This is a genomic window from Moritella marina ATCC 15381 (assembly GCF_008931805.1).
GTDB lineage: Bacteria > Pseudomonadota > Gammaproteobacteria > Enterobacterales > Moritellaceae > Moritella > Moritella marina.
Genome location: NZ_CP044399.1, coordinates 40,282 through 56,765, shown reverse-complemented (window position 1 = coordinate 56,765; position 16,484 = coordinate 40,282). Strand labels below are relative to the sequence as shown.

Annotated in this window: 17 protein-coding genes, 1 other RNA gene and 1 pseudogene; 12 read left to right on the top strand and 7 right to left on the bottom strand. The window is 40.3% G+C overall.

Annotated features, from left to right (window positions below):
• Window positions 1-234: 234 nt before the first annotated feature.
• Window positions 235-858: a trimeric intracellular cation channel family protein gene (locus FR932_RS00390; RefSeq protein ID WP_019440409.1), complete on the top strand. Its 624-nt coding sequence runs from the start codon at window positions 235-237 to the stop codon at window positions 856-858.
• A gap of 101 nt (window positions 859-959) precedes the next feature.
• On the opposite strand, the gene tyrS is transcribed toward FR932_RS00390, so the two are convergent.
• Window positions 960-2,156, bottom strand: a complete 1,197-nt coding sequence (tyrS, locus tag FR932_RS00385; protein ID WP_026032071.1) for a tyrosine--tRNA ligase — start codon at window positions 2,154-2,156, stop codon at window positions 960-962.
• A 172-nt stretch (window positions 2,157-2,328) separates the two neighbouring features.
• On the opposite strand from tyrS, the gene FR932_RS00380 reads away from it, so the two are divergent.
• Window positions 2,329-3,630 carry a peptidoglycan DD-metalloendopeptidase family protein gene (locus tag FR932_RS00380; protein WP_019440411.1) on the top strand — a complete coding sequence of 434 codons (1,302 nt, stop codon included), beginning with the start codon at window positions 2,329-2,331 and terminating at the stop codon, window positions 3,628-3,630.
• 20 nt (window positions 3,631-3,650) lie between these two features.
• Entirely contained in the window at window positions 3,651-4,847 is a 1,197-nt protein-coding gene (locus FR932_RS00375) for an anhydro-N-acetylmuramic acid kinase (protein ID WP_019440412.1), read from the top strand.
• Window positions 4,848-4,952: 105 nt separating this feature from the next.
• On the opposite strand, the gene grpE is transcribed toward FR932_RS00375, so the two are convergent.
• Window positions 4,953-5,609, bottom strand: a complete 657-nt coding sequence (gene grpE / locus FR932_RS00370) for a nucleotide exchange factor GrpE (protein WP_019440413.1) — start codon at window positions 5,607-5,609, stop codon at window positions 4,953-4,955.
• 519 nt (window positions 5,610-6,128) lie between these two features.
• Here grpE and nadK point away from each other — a divergent pair.
• The 3 genes from nadK to bamE all read left to right on the top strand — a co-directional run bounded on the left by nadK (window position 6,129) and on the right by bamE (window position 9,454).
• Window positions 6,129-7,010, top strand: coding sequence for an NAD(+) kinase (gene nadK, locus FR932_RS00365; RefSeq protein ID WP_019440414.1), 882 nt, complete (start codon window positions 6,129-6,131; stop codon window positions 7,008-7,010).
• A 272-nt stretch (window positions 7,011-7,282) separates the two neighbouring features.
• The gene (gene recN, locus FR932_RS00360; RefSeq protein ID WP_019440415.1) at window positions 7,283-8,944 is read left to right on the top strand and encodes a DNA repair protein RecN; all 1,662 of its coding nucleotides are present in this window, start codon (window positions 7,283-7,285) and stop codon (window positions 8,942-8,944) included.
• Between the two features lie 153 nt (window positions 8,945-9,097).
• Window positions 9,098-9,454 carry an outer membrane protein assembly factor BamE gene (gene bamE / locus FR932_RS00355; RefSeq protein ID WP_019440416.1) on the top strand — a complete coding sequence of 119 codons (357 nt, stop codon included), beginning with the start codon at window positions 9,098-9,100 and terminating at the stop codon, window positions 9,452-9,454.
• 92 nt (window positions 9,455-9,546) lie between these two features.
• Here bamE and FR932_RS00350 read toward each other — a convergent pair whose 3' ends face one another.
• Both FR932_RS00350 and FR932_RS00345 read right to left on the bottom strand, forming a co-directional pair.
• Window positions 9,547-9,876: an RnfH family protein gene (locus tag FR932_RS00350; RefSeq protein ID WP_019628900.1), complete on the bottom strand. Its 330-nt coding sequence runs from the start codon at window positions 9,874-9,876 to the stop codon at window positions 9,547-9,549.
• Window positions 9,857-10,300 (bottom strand): SRPBCC family protein, encoded by a 444-nt coding sequence (locus FR932_RS00345; protein WP_019440418.1) that lies wholly within the window; start codon window positions 10,298-10,300, stop codon window positions 9,857-9,859. Before FR932_RS00345 ends, FR932_RS00350 begins: the two co-directional genes overlap by 20 nt.
• A gap of 221 nt (window positions 10,301-10,521) precedes the next feature.
• On the opposite strand from FR932_RS00345, the gene smpB reads away from it, so the two are divergent.
• The 6 genes and pseudogenes from smpB to FR932_RS00315 form a co-directional block, all read left to right on the top strand.
• Entirely contained in the window at window positions 10,522-11,001 is a 480-nt protein-coding gene (gene smpB / locus FR932_RS00340; protein ID WP_019440419.1) for an SsrA-binding protein SmpB, read from the top strand.
• Between the two features lie 41 nt (window positions 11,002-11,042).
• Window positions 11,043-11,401, top strand: a transfer-messenger RNA (tmRNA) gene (gene ssrA / locus FR932_RS00335).
• Window positions 11,402-11,546: 145 nt separating this feature from the next.
• Complete coding sequence (locus tag FR932_RS00330) at window positions 11,547-11,765, top strand: hypothetical protein (RefSeq protein WP_019440420.1); 219 nt, start codon at window positions 11,547-11,549, stop codon at window positions 11,763-11,765.
• A 258-nt stretch (window positions 11,766-12,023) separates the two neighbouring features.
• Window positions 12,024-12,218, top strand: a complete 195-nt coding sequence (locus FR932_RS00325) for a hypothetical protein (RefSeq protein WP_019440421.1) — start codon at window positions 12,024-12,026, stop codon at window positions 12,216-12,218.
• Between the two features lie 38 nt (window positions 12,219-12,256).
• Window positions 12,257-12,565 (top strand): hypothetical protein, encoded by a 309-nt coding sequence (locus tag FR932_RS00320; protein WP_019440422.1) that lies wholly within the window; start codon window positions 12,257-12,259, stop codon window positions 12,563-12,565.
• 121 nt (window positions 12,566-12,686) lie between these two features.
• Window positions 12,687-13,310: pseudogene (locus FR932_RS00315) on the top strand (DUF4143 domain-containing protein); the annotation flags it as partial.
• Between the two features lie 170 nt (window positions 13,311-13,480).
• Here the strand turns inward: FR932_RS00315 and FR932_RS00310 are convergent.
• The 3 genes from FR932_RS00310 to FR932_RS00300 all read right to left on the bottom strand — a co-directional run bounded on the left by FR932_RS00310 (window position 13,481) and on the right by FR932_RS00300 (window position 16,279).
• The gene (locus tag FR932_RS00310; RefSeq protein ID WP_019440424.1) at window positions 13,481-14,428 is read right to left on the bottom strand and encodes a porin; all 948 of its coding nucleotides are present in this window, start codon (window positions 14,426-14,428) and stop codon (window positions 13,481-13,483) included.
• Between the two features lie 348 nt (window positions 14,429-14,776).
• Window positions 14,777-14,953 carry a hypothetical protein gene (locus FR932_RS21575; protein ID WP_240532368.1) on the bottom strand — a complete coding sequence of 59 codons (177 nt, stop codon included), beginning with the start codon at window positions 14,951-14,953 and terminating at the stop codon, window positions 14,777-14,779.
• Window positions 14,954-15,307: 354 nt separating this feature from the next.
• A complete protein-coding gene (locus FR932_RS00300) occupies window positions 15,308-16,279 on the bottom strand; it encodes a porin (RefSeq protein WP_019440426.1) in 972 nt (323 codons plus the stop codon).
• Between the last annotated feature and the right edge of the window lie 205 nt (window positions 16,280-16,484).

Genomic DNA, 16,484 nt, shown 5'->3' with positions numbered 1-16,484 from the left:
TTTATGTCTATAGAACACCTATTTCACTCACTTACCCCTCTATTTCAGCTGAAATATCAGATTTATTACATTCCCAAATTTCACAGCAAAAATTCAAATTTTATCTATATTTTGCAACTTTATTTGTTAGAACTTCGATATAGCTAGAAGAAATCATTTTCTCTATCCGTATACTCAGCATTTCGTAATCACGGACAAATGTAGAAAGGATTAATAAGTTTACTGATGATGAACATGGATATGATATATTTACTCGATTTAGCTGGCACTGCCGTTTTTGCAATATCAGGCGTACAAGTCGCAGGTCAAATGCGTATGGACCCTTTCGGTGCAACCGTATTGGCCGCGGTAACCGCCATTGGCGGCGGTACCATACGTGATGCAGTTTTGGATGTAGGTCCTGCATTCTGGGTACACGATCCCACTTACCTCACCGTTATTATTCTAACCTCTCTACTAACGATACTATTTGCCAATCGTAGTCACCGTATGCCGCCAATATTATTACCGCTAGCCGATGCCGCAGGTTTAGCCTTATTCACCGTGATCGGTACACAGAAAGCCTTAGCGTATGGCGCACCGGGTATGACAGCAGTAGTCATGGGCGTGATCACCGGTGTCGCAGGCGGTATTATCCGCGATCTATTGGCGAGCCGCGTGCCGATGGTATTACAAAAAGACATCTATGCGACAGCCTCAGTGCTGGGAGGCGTGGTTTATACTGGCGCACTGGCTCTTGGGATCACAGAAGGTTTGGCAATGTTACTCGCTATGACAGGCGTATTTACACTGCGCATGGCAGCTGTACATTGGCATTTACGCTTACCCATTTTTGTTTTAAAACATCACCGAGAATAAATAACATTAGCTAGCCGCTTGAAACTAAAAAGCCCGTTATGACAATCATCATAACGGGCTTTTTCTTTATTACTTGACTATTAAATACGCATTATCAGCGATTAGCCAAGGGTAATACGTGCAAACTTACGTTTACCCACTTGGTATACAGCAGTACCGGCAGCAGGTACAAAGCGTGTATCTTCTACTTTATCGCCATCAATCTTCACAGCGCCTTGTTTGATCATGCGCATCGCTTCCGACGTACCAGATACCAAACCAGCTTCTTTTAATAAGTTAGCAATCGCGAGCTCATCACTGACAGCAAAATCAAATTCAGGCATCTCATCAGGGATCGCATTTTTAGAAAAACGCTGAGTGAAATCATTATGTGCACTTTCAGCAGCCGCTTCATCGTGGAAACGAGCAATGATTTCTTTCGCTAATGAGATCTTAACATCACGCGGGTTTACTGCGTTTGCTGCAATATCTGCTTTAAATTTCTCAATTTCAGCCAATGGGCGGAATGATAACAGCTCAAAGTAGTTCCACATCAAGTCATCTGTAATAGACATGATCTTACCAAACATCTCGTTTGGTGCATCTGTTACACCAATATAGTTGTTCGCTGACTTAGACATTTTTTTAACACCGTCTAGACCAACAAGCAGTGGCATCATGATAACCGATTGTGGTTTTTGACCTTCTGCTTTTTGTAATTCACGACCCATTAATAGGTTGAATTTTTGATCTGTACCGCCAAGCTCAACATCTGATTTAAGCGCAACCGAATCATAACCTTGTAGTAATGGGTACATGAACTCGTGGATCGCAATACCTTGATTAGACGCATAACGTTTTTTGAAATCATCACGTTCTAGCATACGTGCAACAGTCTGTTGCGACGCTAAACGGATCATGCCAGCAGCACCTAATTCATTTAACCATGTTGAGTTAAACTCAATACGGGTTTTTGCTTCATCTAAAATTTTGAATACCTGGTCGGTATATGTTTTTGCATTAACCAGAACATCTTCACGTGTTAGCGGTGGACGCGTCGAATTTTTACCTGACGGATCACCTACAGTTGCCGTGAAATCGCCAATCAAGAAAATCACTTCATGACCAAGATCTTGGAATTGGCGTAACTTGTTTAAGATAACAGTATGGCCTAAATGTAGATCTGCACCGGTTGGATCAGCACCTAATTTAATTCTTAGCGGACGACCTTCTTTTAGTTTTGCAACTAGCTCTTCTTCAACTAGGATTTCTTCTGTACCACGTTTAATTTCGCGTAACGCATCATTGATTTGCGTCATAATGTTAAGCTCCACACTTATTACCTAAATATAATCACTCTATAGTACTGGATAGCATCACAATTGAAAACCGTTGCACTCTGGCATTTCAGGATAATTTTTTTTGCACAGACCTTAGTATTTGTTAGAATATGGCTCTTATTTTTAAATTACCACAAGGTAGTGCTTTTTTATGTCATTCGGTAAGCGTTTTAAGCTATTACCAAAACAACACCGAACGTTCATTCTCATTATCTTTGGTTTGATCATTACGCTGCTGTTTCTACCTGTGTCCACCAGCGCACCAGTATCATCAGATGCAGAATCTTTCTATCTCTATAAAATCGGCGACCGCTACAGTTTAAAATTACCAAATATAGTCGCAGCAGAGGATAATAAGCCGGTTATTCAACGATTAACCACTGAAGAGATTGTCGTGAAATCGGGTGATAACCTGTCATTAATCGGCAAGCGTGGCCATTTATCGACAAAAACTATCTATGAAATCGACAGATTAACATCGGCAAAACGCTTACGCAGCATATATCCTGGCCAAAAATTAACCATTACAACAGATAATAATGGCGAATTTGTTGAGCTGATATACCCATATAGCACCACAGAATCGTTATATATCAATAAAACGGCTGATGGTTACAGTACCAAAAACATTAAAAACCAAATTGAAATTCGAGAACAGTTTGCCCGCGCGGAGATCACCAGTAACTTCTGGAATGCCGGGGTAAAAGCAGATATGCCAGCAAAACAAATAATGAACTTAGCCACCGTCTTTGGTTGGGATATTGATTTCGCCTTAGATATACGTGCTGGCGATAGTTTTGCAGTTATCTATGAAGAGCAATACATTGACGGTGGTTTTATCTCTACCGGTAATATTTTAGCCGCCGAGTTTATTAACCAAGGTGATAAATTCCAAGCTGTGCGCCACCAAGATGGCAGTTACTACACACCATCAGGTCGCTCTATGCGTAAAGCCTTCCTACGTGCGCCAGTAAACTTTAAATATATTAGTTCTAGCTTTAACCGTAATCGCCGCCATCCAGTGACCGGTAAAGTACGTGCTCATAATGGTATTGATTATGCAGCAAGAACCGGCACGCCAATTGTATCTGCTGGTGATGGTAAAGTGATCGCCTCTGCTTATAATCGTTTTAACGGTAATTACGTCTTTATTAAGCATAACGCTAACATTGTCACTAAATATCTGCACTTGAATAAACGCACAGTCAAAAAGGGCCAACGTGTTAAACAGAACCAAAAGATTGGTACTGTGGGGGCTACGGGCCGTGTAACAGGCGCGCATTTACATTATGAATTCTTGGTTAATGGTAAGCATAAAAACCCCAAAACGGTAGCATTGCCCAAAGCCGATTCATTACGTGGCAAGGATAAAACCCAGTTTGTGTCGAAAGCGAAAAACATCATCGAGCAATTGGAAAATAACGCCAAGCTATATAGCTTAATCGGACAATAAACTCAGCATAGGGAAAGTTGATGGCCAAGCAACGAGAATTATATATCGGTCTCATGTCGGGCACCAGTATTGACGGTATTGATACGGCGTTGGTTGCATTTAATAGTGCTGATGATGATGGTGCTAATGATGGTGCTGGTAACCGCTGTGAATTAGTCGCTGAACATTTACAGCCTATGCCAGCGGAGCTAACCGCACAACTGCATCAATTATGTCGACCAAGCAATGATGAGATCAGTGCATTAGCAAGGATAGAGCTGCCGCTTGCACAAGCCTTTGCACTTGCTTGTCAGCAGTTACTGGCTAAAACAGCGTATACCGCCAGTGATATCACAGCCATTGGCTCTCACGGCCAGACCATACGGCACCATCCTGAACATGGCTTTACCCTGCAAATAGGTGACGCCAATATCCTTGCCGCTTTAACTAATATTGATACCGTAGCCGACTTTAGACGCAAAGATATGGCCCTTGGCGGCCAAGGAGCACCTTTAGTGCCCGCGTTCCATCAAGCGGTATTTCAACACCCTGCCATCAATCGCGCGATTGTTAATATTGGCGGCTTAGCGAATATCACTTACCTACCCAGCTTAGATCAAAGTAAACCTGTCGTGGGTTATGATACCGGCCCGGGAAATACACTACTCGATGCTTGGTTTTCTGCTAAAAACAACAGTACGAAAAATTATGACGAAGACGGTAACTGGGCTAAATCGGGCGTAATTATTCAGCCACTATTAAATTTATTACTACAGCACCCTTACTTTGAATTAACGCCACCGAAAAGCACGGGTCGGGAGTTATTTAACTTAGCTTGGTTACAGCCCTATTTAGCTAATAGCCCACATGGCAATACATATAGCGATGCCGATGTACAGCGCACTTTAACCCGTTTTACTGCAGTGTCGATTGCTAATGAAGTGAATAAATTAGCGCTTGATAATAATAACAACTCTAATAACTTAAATAATCGAACTGAAGTGTATATTTGTGGTGGCGGCGCGGCGAATCCATTACTGATGGCTGATATAGCCGAAGTCTTACCAAACTACCCCGTGATGACTACCGCAGAGATTGGTATTGATCCGGATTGGGTTGAAGCCATTGCGTTTGCGTGGTTAGCAAAACAGCATGTACATAAACAACCAGGTAATCTACCGGCCGTGACAGGCGCGAGTCGCCCAGCGATTCTTGGCGCATTTTATCCTGCAGATTAATCGATACACTAAATTATACCAATGCCTATAAATCACGGATAAATTGCAGACAAAAAAATAGAGCCAAACGGCTCTATTTTCATTTAATTATTTTTATATCAACAATTAAGCTTGAGTATCAATTGTTGGTGTTACTGCTGGTGCGGCTTTAGAGATCATCACCATAGCTGGACGAATTAAACGACCATTAAGCTCATAACCTTTTTGCATTACAGTGATCACTGTATTTGGTTCAACATCTGGGTTTTCAATCATGCTCATTGCTTGATGTAACTCAGGGTTGAATTTTTCACCTTCAGGGTTAACCGATTTAACACCGAATTTTTCTAATGCAGATTCAAGCGATTTAGCCGTTAGCTCGATACCTTCGATAAGCGGTAGTAATGCTTCATTGGTTTTATCTGCATGTTGTAGACCACGTTCCATGTTATCAATAACCGGTAGTAGTTCATTAGCAAATTTTTCTAACGCGAATTTCTTGGCTTTATCGACATCAATCGCAGCACGGCGACGAATGTTATCAGCGTCAGCTTTAGCGCGTAATGCAGCGTCTTTAAATTCAGCTGCAGATGCCGTTGCTTTTGCAAGTTCAGCTTCTAGTGCAGCGATACGTGCAACAGACTCATCAACTTCCACAGTTGCTTCTTCAACTGCCACTTCTTCAGCTGTAACGCCTTCAACGACAGGCTGTACTTCAGCTTCTGTTACTGACTGTGCTTCAACTTGCTTTTCAGCCTGTACTTTTTGCTCTTCGCTGCTCATTACTTTCTCCGACATTCAATTCAGCATACTTTATATAAGCACACTATATTACAATTTATGGGTTATACCGAAATATTATGGGGATCCTAACACGAGATTCAAGTCAAATTCATCTCTAGTTAACTCCTAGGGTAAAATAGTGTGAAAATTACAGCTGAAATAGCTAATGAAGCGCTATATATATTGTCTTTAATCTTTGAATCTTCAACTCGCTTAAGTATATATACCCACACCACTTCAAGATTCACAACCAGCAAACCGAAAGGAGAGTATATTCAAGGCATGAAGTCGACGATTTAGTTATTCTAAATCAAGACTTCATAACGCCGAAGATGCTTTCTTTCGGCTTGCCCTGCGGGAGGCTAGCTGGAATAACAGTACTTCGTTACAATATTTGAAAATGGAGTAACCATTATCTGTATATTGAGCCTTGTTCTGTTATCCCTGCTAGTCTCTGGTATAGCATCCTGAAGTAGTTTGGGTATACTACTTCTATACTTACTTAGTGGAATCAAGGCAATGAAGAGAGAATTCAAAACTATCGGGTTAATCGGCAAACCCAAGCATCCAGAAACAACGAAAACCCTTATTGCCTTACATAATTTTTTAACTAAACATAACTACATCGTCATTGTGGATAGCCGTGTATCCCAAGATCTGGAGATGGCAGAAGTCGTATCCCGCCCGCTGATGAATTTAGGTGAAGAAGCCGACCTCGCCATCGTCGTCGGTGGTGATGGTAATATGTTAGGCGCAGGCCGGGTATTATCACGTTTCGATATCGCCGTTATCGGAGTTAACCGAGGTAATTTAGGCTTTCTAACCGACCTTGATCCTGAAGCCTTCGACGAACACTTATTGGGGGTATTAAAAGGTGAGTACATTTCAGAAAAGCGTATTTTATTGAATACCTCGATATATCGCTACGGCATGTTAAAAGCAACCAACCTTGCCTTTAATGAAACCATCTTACATCCAGGTAAGATCCCTGCCATGATCGAGTTTGAAGTCTATATCGACAATAGCTTTATGCTCAGTCAACGTGCCGACGGCCTACTGGTATCAACGCCGACAGGTTCAACCGCTTACTCATTGTCAGCCGGTGGTCCAATCGTATCGCCAAACTTAGAAGCTATCTCGCTAATGGCCATGTTCCCGCATACGTTGTCGAGCCGACCAATTGTGATCAATGCGAATAGCACAGTACGCTTAGTCGTATCGCCAAACAATGAAGAGAACATGATGGTCAGTTGCGATGGTCATGTGCACATTGGTGTGTTACCTGGTGATGAAATAATCATTAAGCGTGACAAAAACCATCTACACCTGATCCATCCTAAGAGTTATGATTATTTTAATGTTTTACGTGAAAAGCTAGGTTGGGGCAGTAAATTATTTTAACCTAAATAGTCACTGCGTAAGGCTCATACCACGATTAAGCCTTACGCAGCGCTCTTCTGTCGTTATTATCCATTTCTATCAGGTCACGACCAACTCACTTCTCATCGACTCACTCTATCCACACTCCCCAAAGAGTTTCCCGAGATCACGCCAGTAAATCGAGATCACAAAATAAAAATAAACCACGCAACTAAACGCAAAGTATTTACACTTATGGGTTAGCGCATATATACTGTATATAAACCCAGCCTGATAAAATAAACAGGATACGCATGCTAACGCAACTCACTATTCATAATTTTGCTATCGTTAAATTTTTAGAACTTGAACTAAAATCGGGAATGACAACCGTAACAGGTGAAACTGGTGCCGGTAAGTCTATTGCTATCGATGCTTTAGGGCTCGCTTTAGGATCTCGCGCCGACGCTAGTACAGTGCGCCCCGGTGAAAAGAAAGCTGAAATAAGCGCGATCTTTACCGTAGAACCAAGTTCACTCGCCTATAAATGGTTGGTCGAGCACGAATTAAATAATGAAGATGAATGTATCCTGCGTCGCGTGATCACCGCTGAAGGTCGATCTAAAGGTTATATCAATGGGATCCCAGTACCATTACAACAACTTAAATCAATCTCACAATTTTTGGTACAAGTGCACGGACAACATGCTCACCAAACCTTATTAAAACCAGAGATTCAGCTAGCCATTCTTGATGGTTATGCAAGTCATACTAAACTGCAGCTCAATGTGCGTGACGGTTACCGAACATGGCACAACCTCGCTAATGAAGAAAAGAAATTATTACAAAACCAACAACAACGCGCCGCACGACAGCAGTTATTACAATACCAAGTATCAGAATTAGACGAATTTGCCCTTGCTGATGGTGAATACAGCCAAATTGAAGCAGAACATAGATTACTTGCCAATAGCACCGAGTTAGTTGAAGAGTGCATGATCAGTGCTGATACCCTGTATGAAAATGAAGACAACACCATCTGCAGTATGCTGCAAGTCGTTACTCATCGCTTAGAAAACTTGCTCGACATGGATCCAAAATTAAAATCCATCACAGATACCTTACAAGAAGCGGTCGTTCTGGTTGAAGAAGCAGGTAATGAACTCCGCAGCTACACCGATAACCTTGACCGTGATCCACAGCAATTCGAATACCTTGATGAACGCTTAGGTAAAGCCTTAGAACTCGCTCGTAAACATCAAGTACCAGCAGATCAGTTAGCAACACATCACCACATGTTGAAAGCCGAATTAGAAAATATTGCCGATGATGACGAACGTATCGAAAGCATTAAGCTTGAATTAGCTGAGTCACAAAGTAAATATAACCAACAAGCAGAAAAGCTGTCGATTAGTCGTCAGAAATACGCCAAACAGCTAAATAAACTGATCACAGCCAGCATGCACGAGTTAAGCATGGAAAACGGTTGTTTTGAAATGGTGCTTGAAGCTTTTGAACATAAAACCCCTAACCCACACGGCTTAGATAATATTAACTTCTTAGTTTCAACCAACCCTGGCCAGCCATTACAAGCATTAGGTAAAGTGGCATCAGGTGGTGAGCTGTCCCGTATTAGTTTAGCGATCCAAGTGATCACGGCGCAAAAAATATCAACGCCAACGCTCATTTTTGATGAAGTCGATGTCGGTATCTCAGGACAAACAGCCTCTATTGTCGGTAAATTACTGCGCCAGTTAGGTGAGAAAACACAGGTCATGTGCGTAACCCATTTACCGCAAGTGGCATCAAAAGGCCATCAACAAATGTATGTAAGTAAAACCACCGACGGTAAAACAACCGAGACCTGTATGAAAGCCTTAAGCCAAGAAATGCGTATCGAAGAACTTGCACGTTTACTCGGTGGCGATAAGATCACCGCCTCAACCTTGAACAACGCCGCTGAAATGTTAGTTTAAACACGCATCCTATCCATAAATGTAGGGAACTATTCCCTGCATTTAACCTCTAATCAACTAACTTAAGCGAGTCGGCGAATACACCGATTTACTTCACTCGCCAGCCGAGTTACTATTTACCTTTATTATATGGACTTAATTAGCAAAATACTTATGCGCTTAAAACACTTACTTATTGCAGGCTTGGCTATCTTTAGTTTATCGGGCTGCTCAATTCTTGAAAAACTGGTTTATAAAATTGATATCCCACAAGGTAACTATGTTGAAGATGACCAAGTAGACAAATTACGTGTTGATATGACTAAAGAACAAGTCACATTTGTGCTTGGTAGTCCGATGCTGGTTGATTCGTTCGATCGTGATGTGTGGAATTACTTATACCGCTTTAAAACAGGCCGTGGTGATGTAACCACAAAAGAATTGGTGTTAACATTTTCAGGTAATAACTTGAAGACTGTGGTGGGTGATTATCCACTAAGCCCAGACTTTTCAACACCCCTGGGTCAATAAAAAAACTGCAATTTCTATTTAACCTGAGTTTAGATAATAAAAATCACAACCTGCGCTAGATTGTGATTTTTATTTATATTCTGCCAATGGCATTATTTTATTTTCTGACCGGTCTTTTCGTGCAATCGCCCTTCTTCTTTGGCTTTTCCCGCGCGACGCTTACGCATTTCTTTTGGATCTGCGATTAATGGGCGATATATTTCAACACGCTCACCGTCTTCAATCACAGTATCTAGTTTGATTAAACGGCTATAAATACCCAGTTTATTGGTTTTTAATTCTATCTCTGGGTATTTAACTAAAATACCAGATACCTCGATCACTTGCTGTGCTGTTGCCCCCTGCTCAATACTTACCTTAAAGGTAATTTGCTCTTTCGGCAGCGCATAAATCACTTCAACATTAATTTTTCTCGACACCATAAACCTCTTTAGCACGGTCGGTAAAAGACTGCACCATGTTATTCACTAAGTCAGAGAAAATACGGCCAAACGCCACTTCCACTAATTTACTACTAAATACAAATTCTAAATCAAGCGTCACTTTACACGCCGTTTCATCTAATGCTTTAAACGTCCAACCACCGGTGAGTTTTTTGAACGGTCCATCAACAAGATCCATTTTCACTTGTCGCCCTGGTATCAGGGTATTTTTGGTGGTGAAGGTTTTACTAATACCGGCTTTAGCAACATCAACCGCGGCTGTCATTTGGTCATCGTGTTCATCTAAAATACGAGTACCTGTACAACCGGGTAAAAAATCTGGGTATGCATCAACATCGTTTACTAAATTAAACATTTGGTCAGCGCTATACATTAACAGTGCGCTGCGCGTTATCCGTGGCATACGTGCCCCTATCTTCAAAACTATAATCTAAAAATCAAATCGTTTACTAAAGGCTCAATATCTCGCGGCCGTTAGTAATAAGCAGGCAACTTTAGCATTTATCTCACTAAAATTCATTTGTTATTCCGCGCAAAGCAAGACAAGTACTAGGATAAAATGCGATTTTGTTATAATATTTATAACATTAAATTCCGTCAATGATGGGTGCATAAAGATAAATTATGGCTAAGAAAAAACCAAAAAATAGCGAAAACACGATAGCGCGAAATAAGACCGCTAGTTTCGAATATAAAATCGAAGACCGCTTAGAAGCTGGATTAGAACTTCAAGGTTGGGAAGTTAAATCATTACGTGCTGGTAAAGTAAACATTACTGAAAGTTATGTGTTTATTAAAAACGGTGAAGCATTTATGTCTGGTGCGCAGATCATGCCACTCGACGCAGCATCAACGCACGTAGTATGTAACCCAACACGTATTCGTAAGCTGTTATTAAACAAGCGCGAATTAGAAGTGCTAGCAAGTAAAGTTGAGCGTCAAGGTTATACTATCGTGGCGACATCTATGTACTGGAAACAGGCATGGGTGAAAATCAATATTGGCCTTGCAAAAGGTAAAAAAGAGCACGATAAACGTTCAGATGTGAAAGATCGTGAATGGAAAATAGACAAAGAACGAATGATGAAGCATAAAGTTCGTTAATTTGTTGCAATTCTACACTATTGGCGTAGAATTTTAGTTCTGGGGTCGATTTAGGATTCGACGAGATTCACGAAACCCTAGGTGCATGTCGAGGGGCGGTTGGCCTCGTAAAAAGCCGCACTGTTATAGTTGCAAACGACTCTAACTACTCTCTAGCAGCTTAGGCTTGCTAGCCATCATTTAGAACCCTGCCTGAGGGTCTCTAATATTGTATGGTCATTAAATATCAGGATCGCATGGACTCTTCGCTCGTAGAGAAAGTGCTAAAACCAATCGAGCACGCTTTTGTTCGGCCTGTCACTCGGCTTCGCATAAAGTTAAATTAATAGAGATGACTAAACATGTAGTACCGCGGATGTAGGTTTTTCGGACGGGGGTTCAACTCCCCCCGACTCCACCAAACGCAAGTTAGAACGGCACCCTCCTAAGTGTCGCAGCCCATTGAATGGTTTGATTCAATGGGCTTTTCTTTGCCTAAAATTCAACAAATTAAATTGTAAGCGTTTGTAAGCGCCTGTAATTAAACAATAAAGTAAGATTTGAAAATGAACAAAATAGTCCTTATAATCTGCCTTTCTCTGTCACTTCAAGCCTGTAGTAACCTCGGCATTAATCTCGCGATAGGTATTGGCGACACATCAACGACAAATAAACTAACAGTGCCAGAGAATAAAACTAAAGAAGATAAAAAGAAGAATGGTCTTCTTGCCATTACACAATTTATGGCGGTAATGGCACTATTAAAAACTCAAGTGCAGTCATAACACAATACAAAGTATAAGACCTAGAGTCTCGCTAATGAAAAAGAAAAGCATACTGTAGAATTGATTTGGTATGGGATAAGTACTAAAATGCGCTCCTGGATATTTTAATAAACCAAAAAATCAGCTTAACCTAATGAATCTGCAACGAATTAATGTCGCAGCCCATTGAATGGTTTGATTCAATGGGCTTTTCTTTATCTAAAATGCAACAAAAACTGATAAAACCTTGTTTTTAAAGCGTAAATAAATGGAGTGGTTATGAGTAAATTAGTTTTAACGATGTTTCTTTGTCTATCACTTCAAGCTTGCAGTAACGGAACTGGTAGCGATAAAGACGGTGCTTTGGCTAAAATCGGTAATAAAGCAGAAGAAAAAAAACCAGAAAAGAATGGTTTACTCGCCATTGGTGAGTTCATGGCTGTTATGGCTGTGCTGAAAACTCAGGTCGAATAGTTTTAATAAATATATAACCATACCTGTATGGGGTGTTCATGAATAAATTAAAAATAATTATACTGCTTTGTTTATTGAATCAAGGTTGCAGCACAAACTCAAACTTACCAATGAACCAACCAACAAGTAATATCCAATCTTTCGCCCCTGCCAGCGTTGAAGATGTCACAGCAGATCAATCAATTAGCGTTGATGACTTGGATAAGCCACAAATAAACGCGAGCGATGTCGTTAATGCCCAGGGCGAAAAATTAGAAGTGCCAGAGACAGAAGAACAAAATGGCGAAATGAAAAACATGTCTGATACCAGCGACTTTATGCCAGAGCAACGTACTTATTGGATGTAGGTTAGCGCGTAAAATGAGTCCATGCCTTACAAACCATGGACGGCCCCTTCAGCTAGTCGCATGAAGCTTTATCTTAGAGTATTTTCGTCACTCAGCCTTATTACCTCCCTACACGTCACTATCCGTCTTTAGGGACATTCCTTCTCAACTTTCATCTGTATTTGATGGTTCTGTCAAACGTTTCAAATTCAAAGGCGTGCATGAACGAAAATCTAGATATACAGAGTTTGAAACAGCTATCACATGGCTTCACAAATGCCGCTTAGCATTAAAGAACTTCCCAGTTGAAGGTCAACCTAGATCACCACTTGCTGCTTATCAAAAAGACAATACCGTTAAACTATTTTTCTTTGATACTGGGTTGCTGAACCATATGCTAGGGACAAGCTACAGGGAAATTAAACTACAAGGTTACGAGTACAAGGGTTATATTGCAGAAAATGTTGTTCAACAAGAGTTTGCAGCTTGCGGTATCGAGCCTAGTTTTTCTTGGGGTGACGCAAGAGCTGAAATTGAATTTATCTTCACCGATGAAGTGGGCAGGATCGTTCCTGTAGAAGTTAAAAGCGGAAAGCGCACTAGAGCTAAGTCACTGCAATCCTATGTGGAAAAATGCAAACCTCACAAAACGATAAAACTAACAGGTACCCAAGGTTCATCTGCAATCGAAAAAACACATATTGTGATGTCCCTTTATTACGCAGAATATGTTCGAGATAGACGACTGGAAGATAGCGAGTTTTAAGATCAAAAAAAACCGCTTACTGCAAATAAGCGGGGTTTCATATAAATAACTATTACTTCTGCTACGGGAAAGACTAAGAAACCGGTAGAAGTGGCGAGCGTGAACGATTGCTTTCACGCTGCCTAACTGGAGATAAAATTCAATGCATAGTCACATTGAATCAATCAACCTTAGAAAGAGTAACGAGCACCAACGATGAATTCGTCTGCGTTGTTGTTATTGCCTTTACCAGCTGACATATCAGAGCCTAATGCAACTTTATAGCCGGCGTATGCAGCTACGTCACCAATATAACGGCCATATTCAAATGCCACAAAGTTAACATCTTGAGCCATATCGTCGCCATCAAATTGTAGGTAGTTATATGAAACACTTACTTTGTTTTCGCCAAAGCCATAAGATGCGAATGCGTCAACTGCGTCAAAATCAGTACCGTCTGCAGCACCTTTTTGTACTAGACCTGAAACTAAAACACCGCCGTTAGTATAACGAGCACCAAGCATATAAACATCAGATGAATCAGTTTCACCCACAGCAGTTTCTGTTGCTGCATAACCCGCACTTACTTCAACGCTTGGTAGCAATTTATAAGCAGCCATCAAACCGCCGCCTTTTTCATTTTCTTGTAGATTAGCTGATGCGTTGAATGTTAAATCACCTTTAACCACACTATAAAGCACAGTATCTTCAGAACGGTCACCGCTTGCAGAAAACTCTTCGTTTGTGTAACCACTGTAAACTTCAGCAACATCGGTGAAGTTAGTAAGATAAGTAACAGCGTTATCTTGCGTACCGTATGTCAAAGTACCGTGCGCAGTTTCAACACCAACGTATGCATAACGAAGGTTATTTTTAACTGTTGTGTCAGAACTATTATCTTCTTGCGTTAATTCATACTCGAATTTACCAACAGCAGTTAAAGCTTCATTAATCTCATGCTTACCTTGACCATTAATACGTACACGTGATTTATCATTGAAATCACTATCCGTAAGTGAGCCTCTTGCTTCGATACGACCACCAAAAGAGAAGTCATCAGTGTTGATGCTTTCAGCCAGTGTTGGCATAGATACGATTGCTGCTAATGTCAGAGATAATGCTTTATTTATGTTTTTCATGAATCATTCCATTTAAATGCAGTGATAGTTAAAAGTGTGAATTACGTTGATAGTGACAGTGAGTGTTACCATTAAGATTTAAACATAATAGTTAAAAATAATATTTTAAATTAATCGATTAATTAGTAAAAACGCAGATTAACCCAAGTTTAAACCAACACTCAACCATAAATACTAATAAACAACTTAATGATAGTGTATTCCTTTTACTTAACTTTACTTTGATCAAAATCAGCTACTATCGATATCAATACAACTTAATGAGTATGCTTATATAAAATTCAGTTCAAAAAGTATAAAACGAATTGCCTAGCGTAAATTTGAGGTCAAAATCAAGCATAAGTCAGGCTAATGATGTTGACGACCTAGCTGTTTAGCATCAATTTCAATTAACTTACCACGGCTAAATTTGAATTGAACATCAAATTTACCTCCTATCGAGGCATCTAAAATATAACGATCACGTCCAATTCGTTCCGACGATTGGTCTTTTTTAATCATCGCCATCACGTCTGAATATTTCATTTCAATACCACTTATCAACAACCCGCCACTGTTAAGCCGAAAGAAATCCTCCGCTTTTGCATAAACTGGCGGTGATATAGATATTAATAGTGCCATAAACGATGATATGAAAAATGTCTTAAATATCGATAGAATTAACCGAAGTGATCTTAATTGCATACACTCATCCTTGAGTTAGCGAAATGAATTAATACCTTAACACGTGAGAATCAGAAGGATAAATGAGTATTTCAGATGGGATATATTGGTTCGAATGACATAAACGATTCAAACCTAAATAGCCATTAGCTAAGATCGAAAAAGCCTCCACGTGGGAGGCTAGTATCGCTACATAACGGTATTAATTAGGTAGGATTAGAAAGAATAACGAGCGCCGATAATGAATTCATCTGCATTCTTATTGTTAGGACCGCTACCAGCTGATGTATCATCATCTAAAGCAATTTTATAACTCGCGTATGCAGCAACATCACCGATATAACGTGCATATTCAAACGCTACAAAGTTTACGTCTAACTCGTTTGTATCATCCGCACTATAGTAGTTATATGAAACGTTTACACTGTTTTCACCAAATGAGTAAGCAGCGAATGCGTCAACAGCATCGAAATCTGAACCGCCATAGCTACCCGCTTGCACAAGACCAGACACTAACAAGCCATCTTTCGTATAACGTGCACCGATCATGTAAACGTCTGATGATTCAGTCTCATCTAAGAATGTGTCGCTGTTATTTTCAGTAAAACCTTCAGTTGCTGCATAACCCGCACTGATTTCAATGTTTTGATGTACTTTATAAGCAACCATCAAGCCACCGCCATTTTCGGTCTCTTTTAGATTAGCCGATGCATGAACAGTTAAGTCACCTTTATTGATAGCATAAAGCACTGTGTCTTCAGCTCTGTCGCCACTTGCAGTGATACTTTCATTAGTGTAACCACTGAAGTATTCAGCCATATCAGTGAAGTTTGTTAGGTAAGTAACAGCGTTATCTTGCGTACCATATGTCACTGTACCGAATGCAGTCTCAGCACCAACGTATAAATAACGTGTTTTATTTTGTACAGTTGTATCTGATGAGTTATCTTCTTGCGTTAGCTCATATTCAAATTTACCAACCGCTGTTATATCGTCATTAATAACATGCTTGCCTTGGCCGTTTAAACGTACACGAGACTTGTCATCAAAATCACTATCAGTCAGTCCAGCTCTTGCTTCAACACGACCACCAAAAGAAAAATCATCGGTATTAATATTTTCAGCAAGTGTTGGCATAGATACGATTGCAGCTAATGTAAGAGACAATGCTTTATTTAGTTTTTTCATAAAAAATTCCAATATTGATAAAGTCGAAGATTAAAACAAGTTGTTACGCTGTCGCTATCTACAAGCGTCATTGAAACTCTTAGTCATAGCACGTGTACCTTGCCTTGCTTGTGAACATTGTATTAGTAAAACTAATACTGGGTAACTCGTAAAAATACTAGATAACCGTCTTTTTTCAATTTCAATGGAACTTCACGCCTTAGAT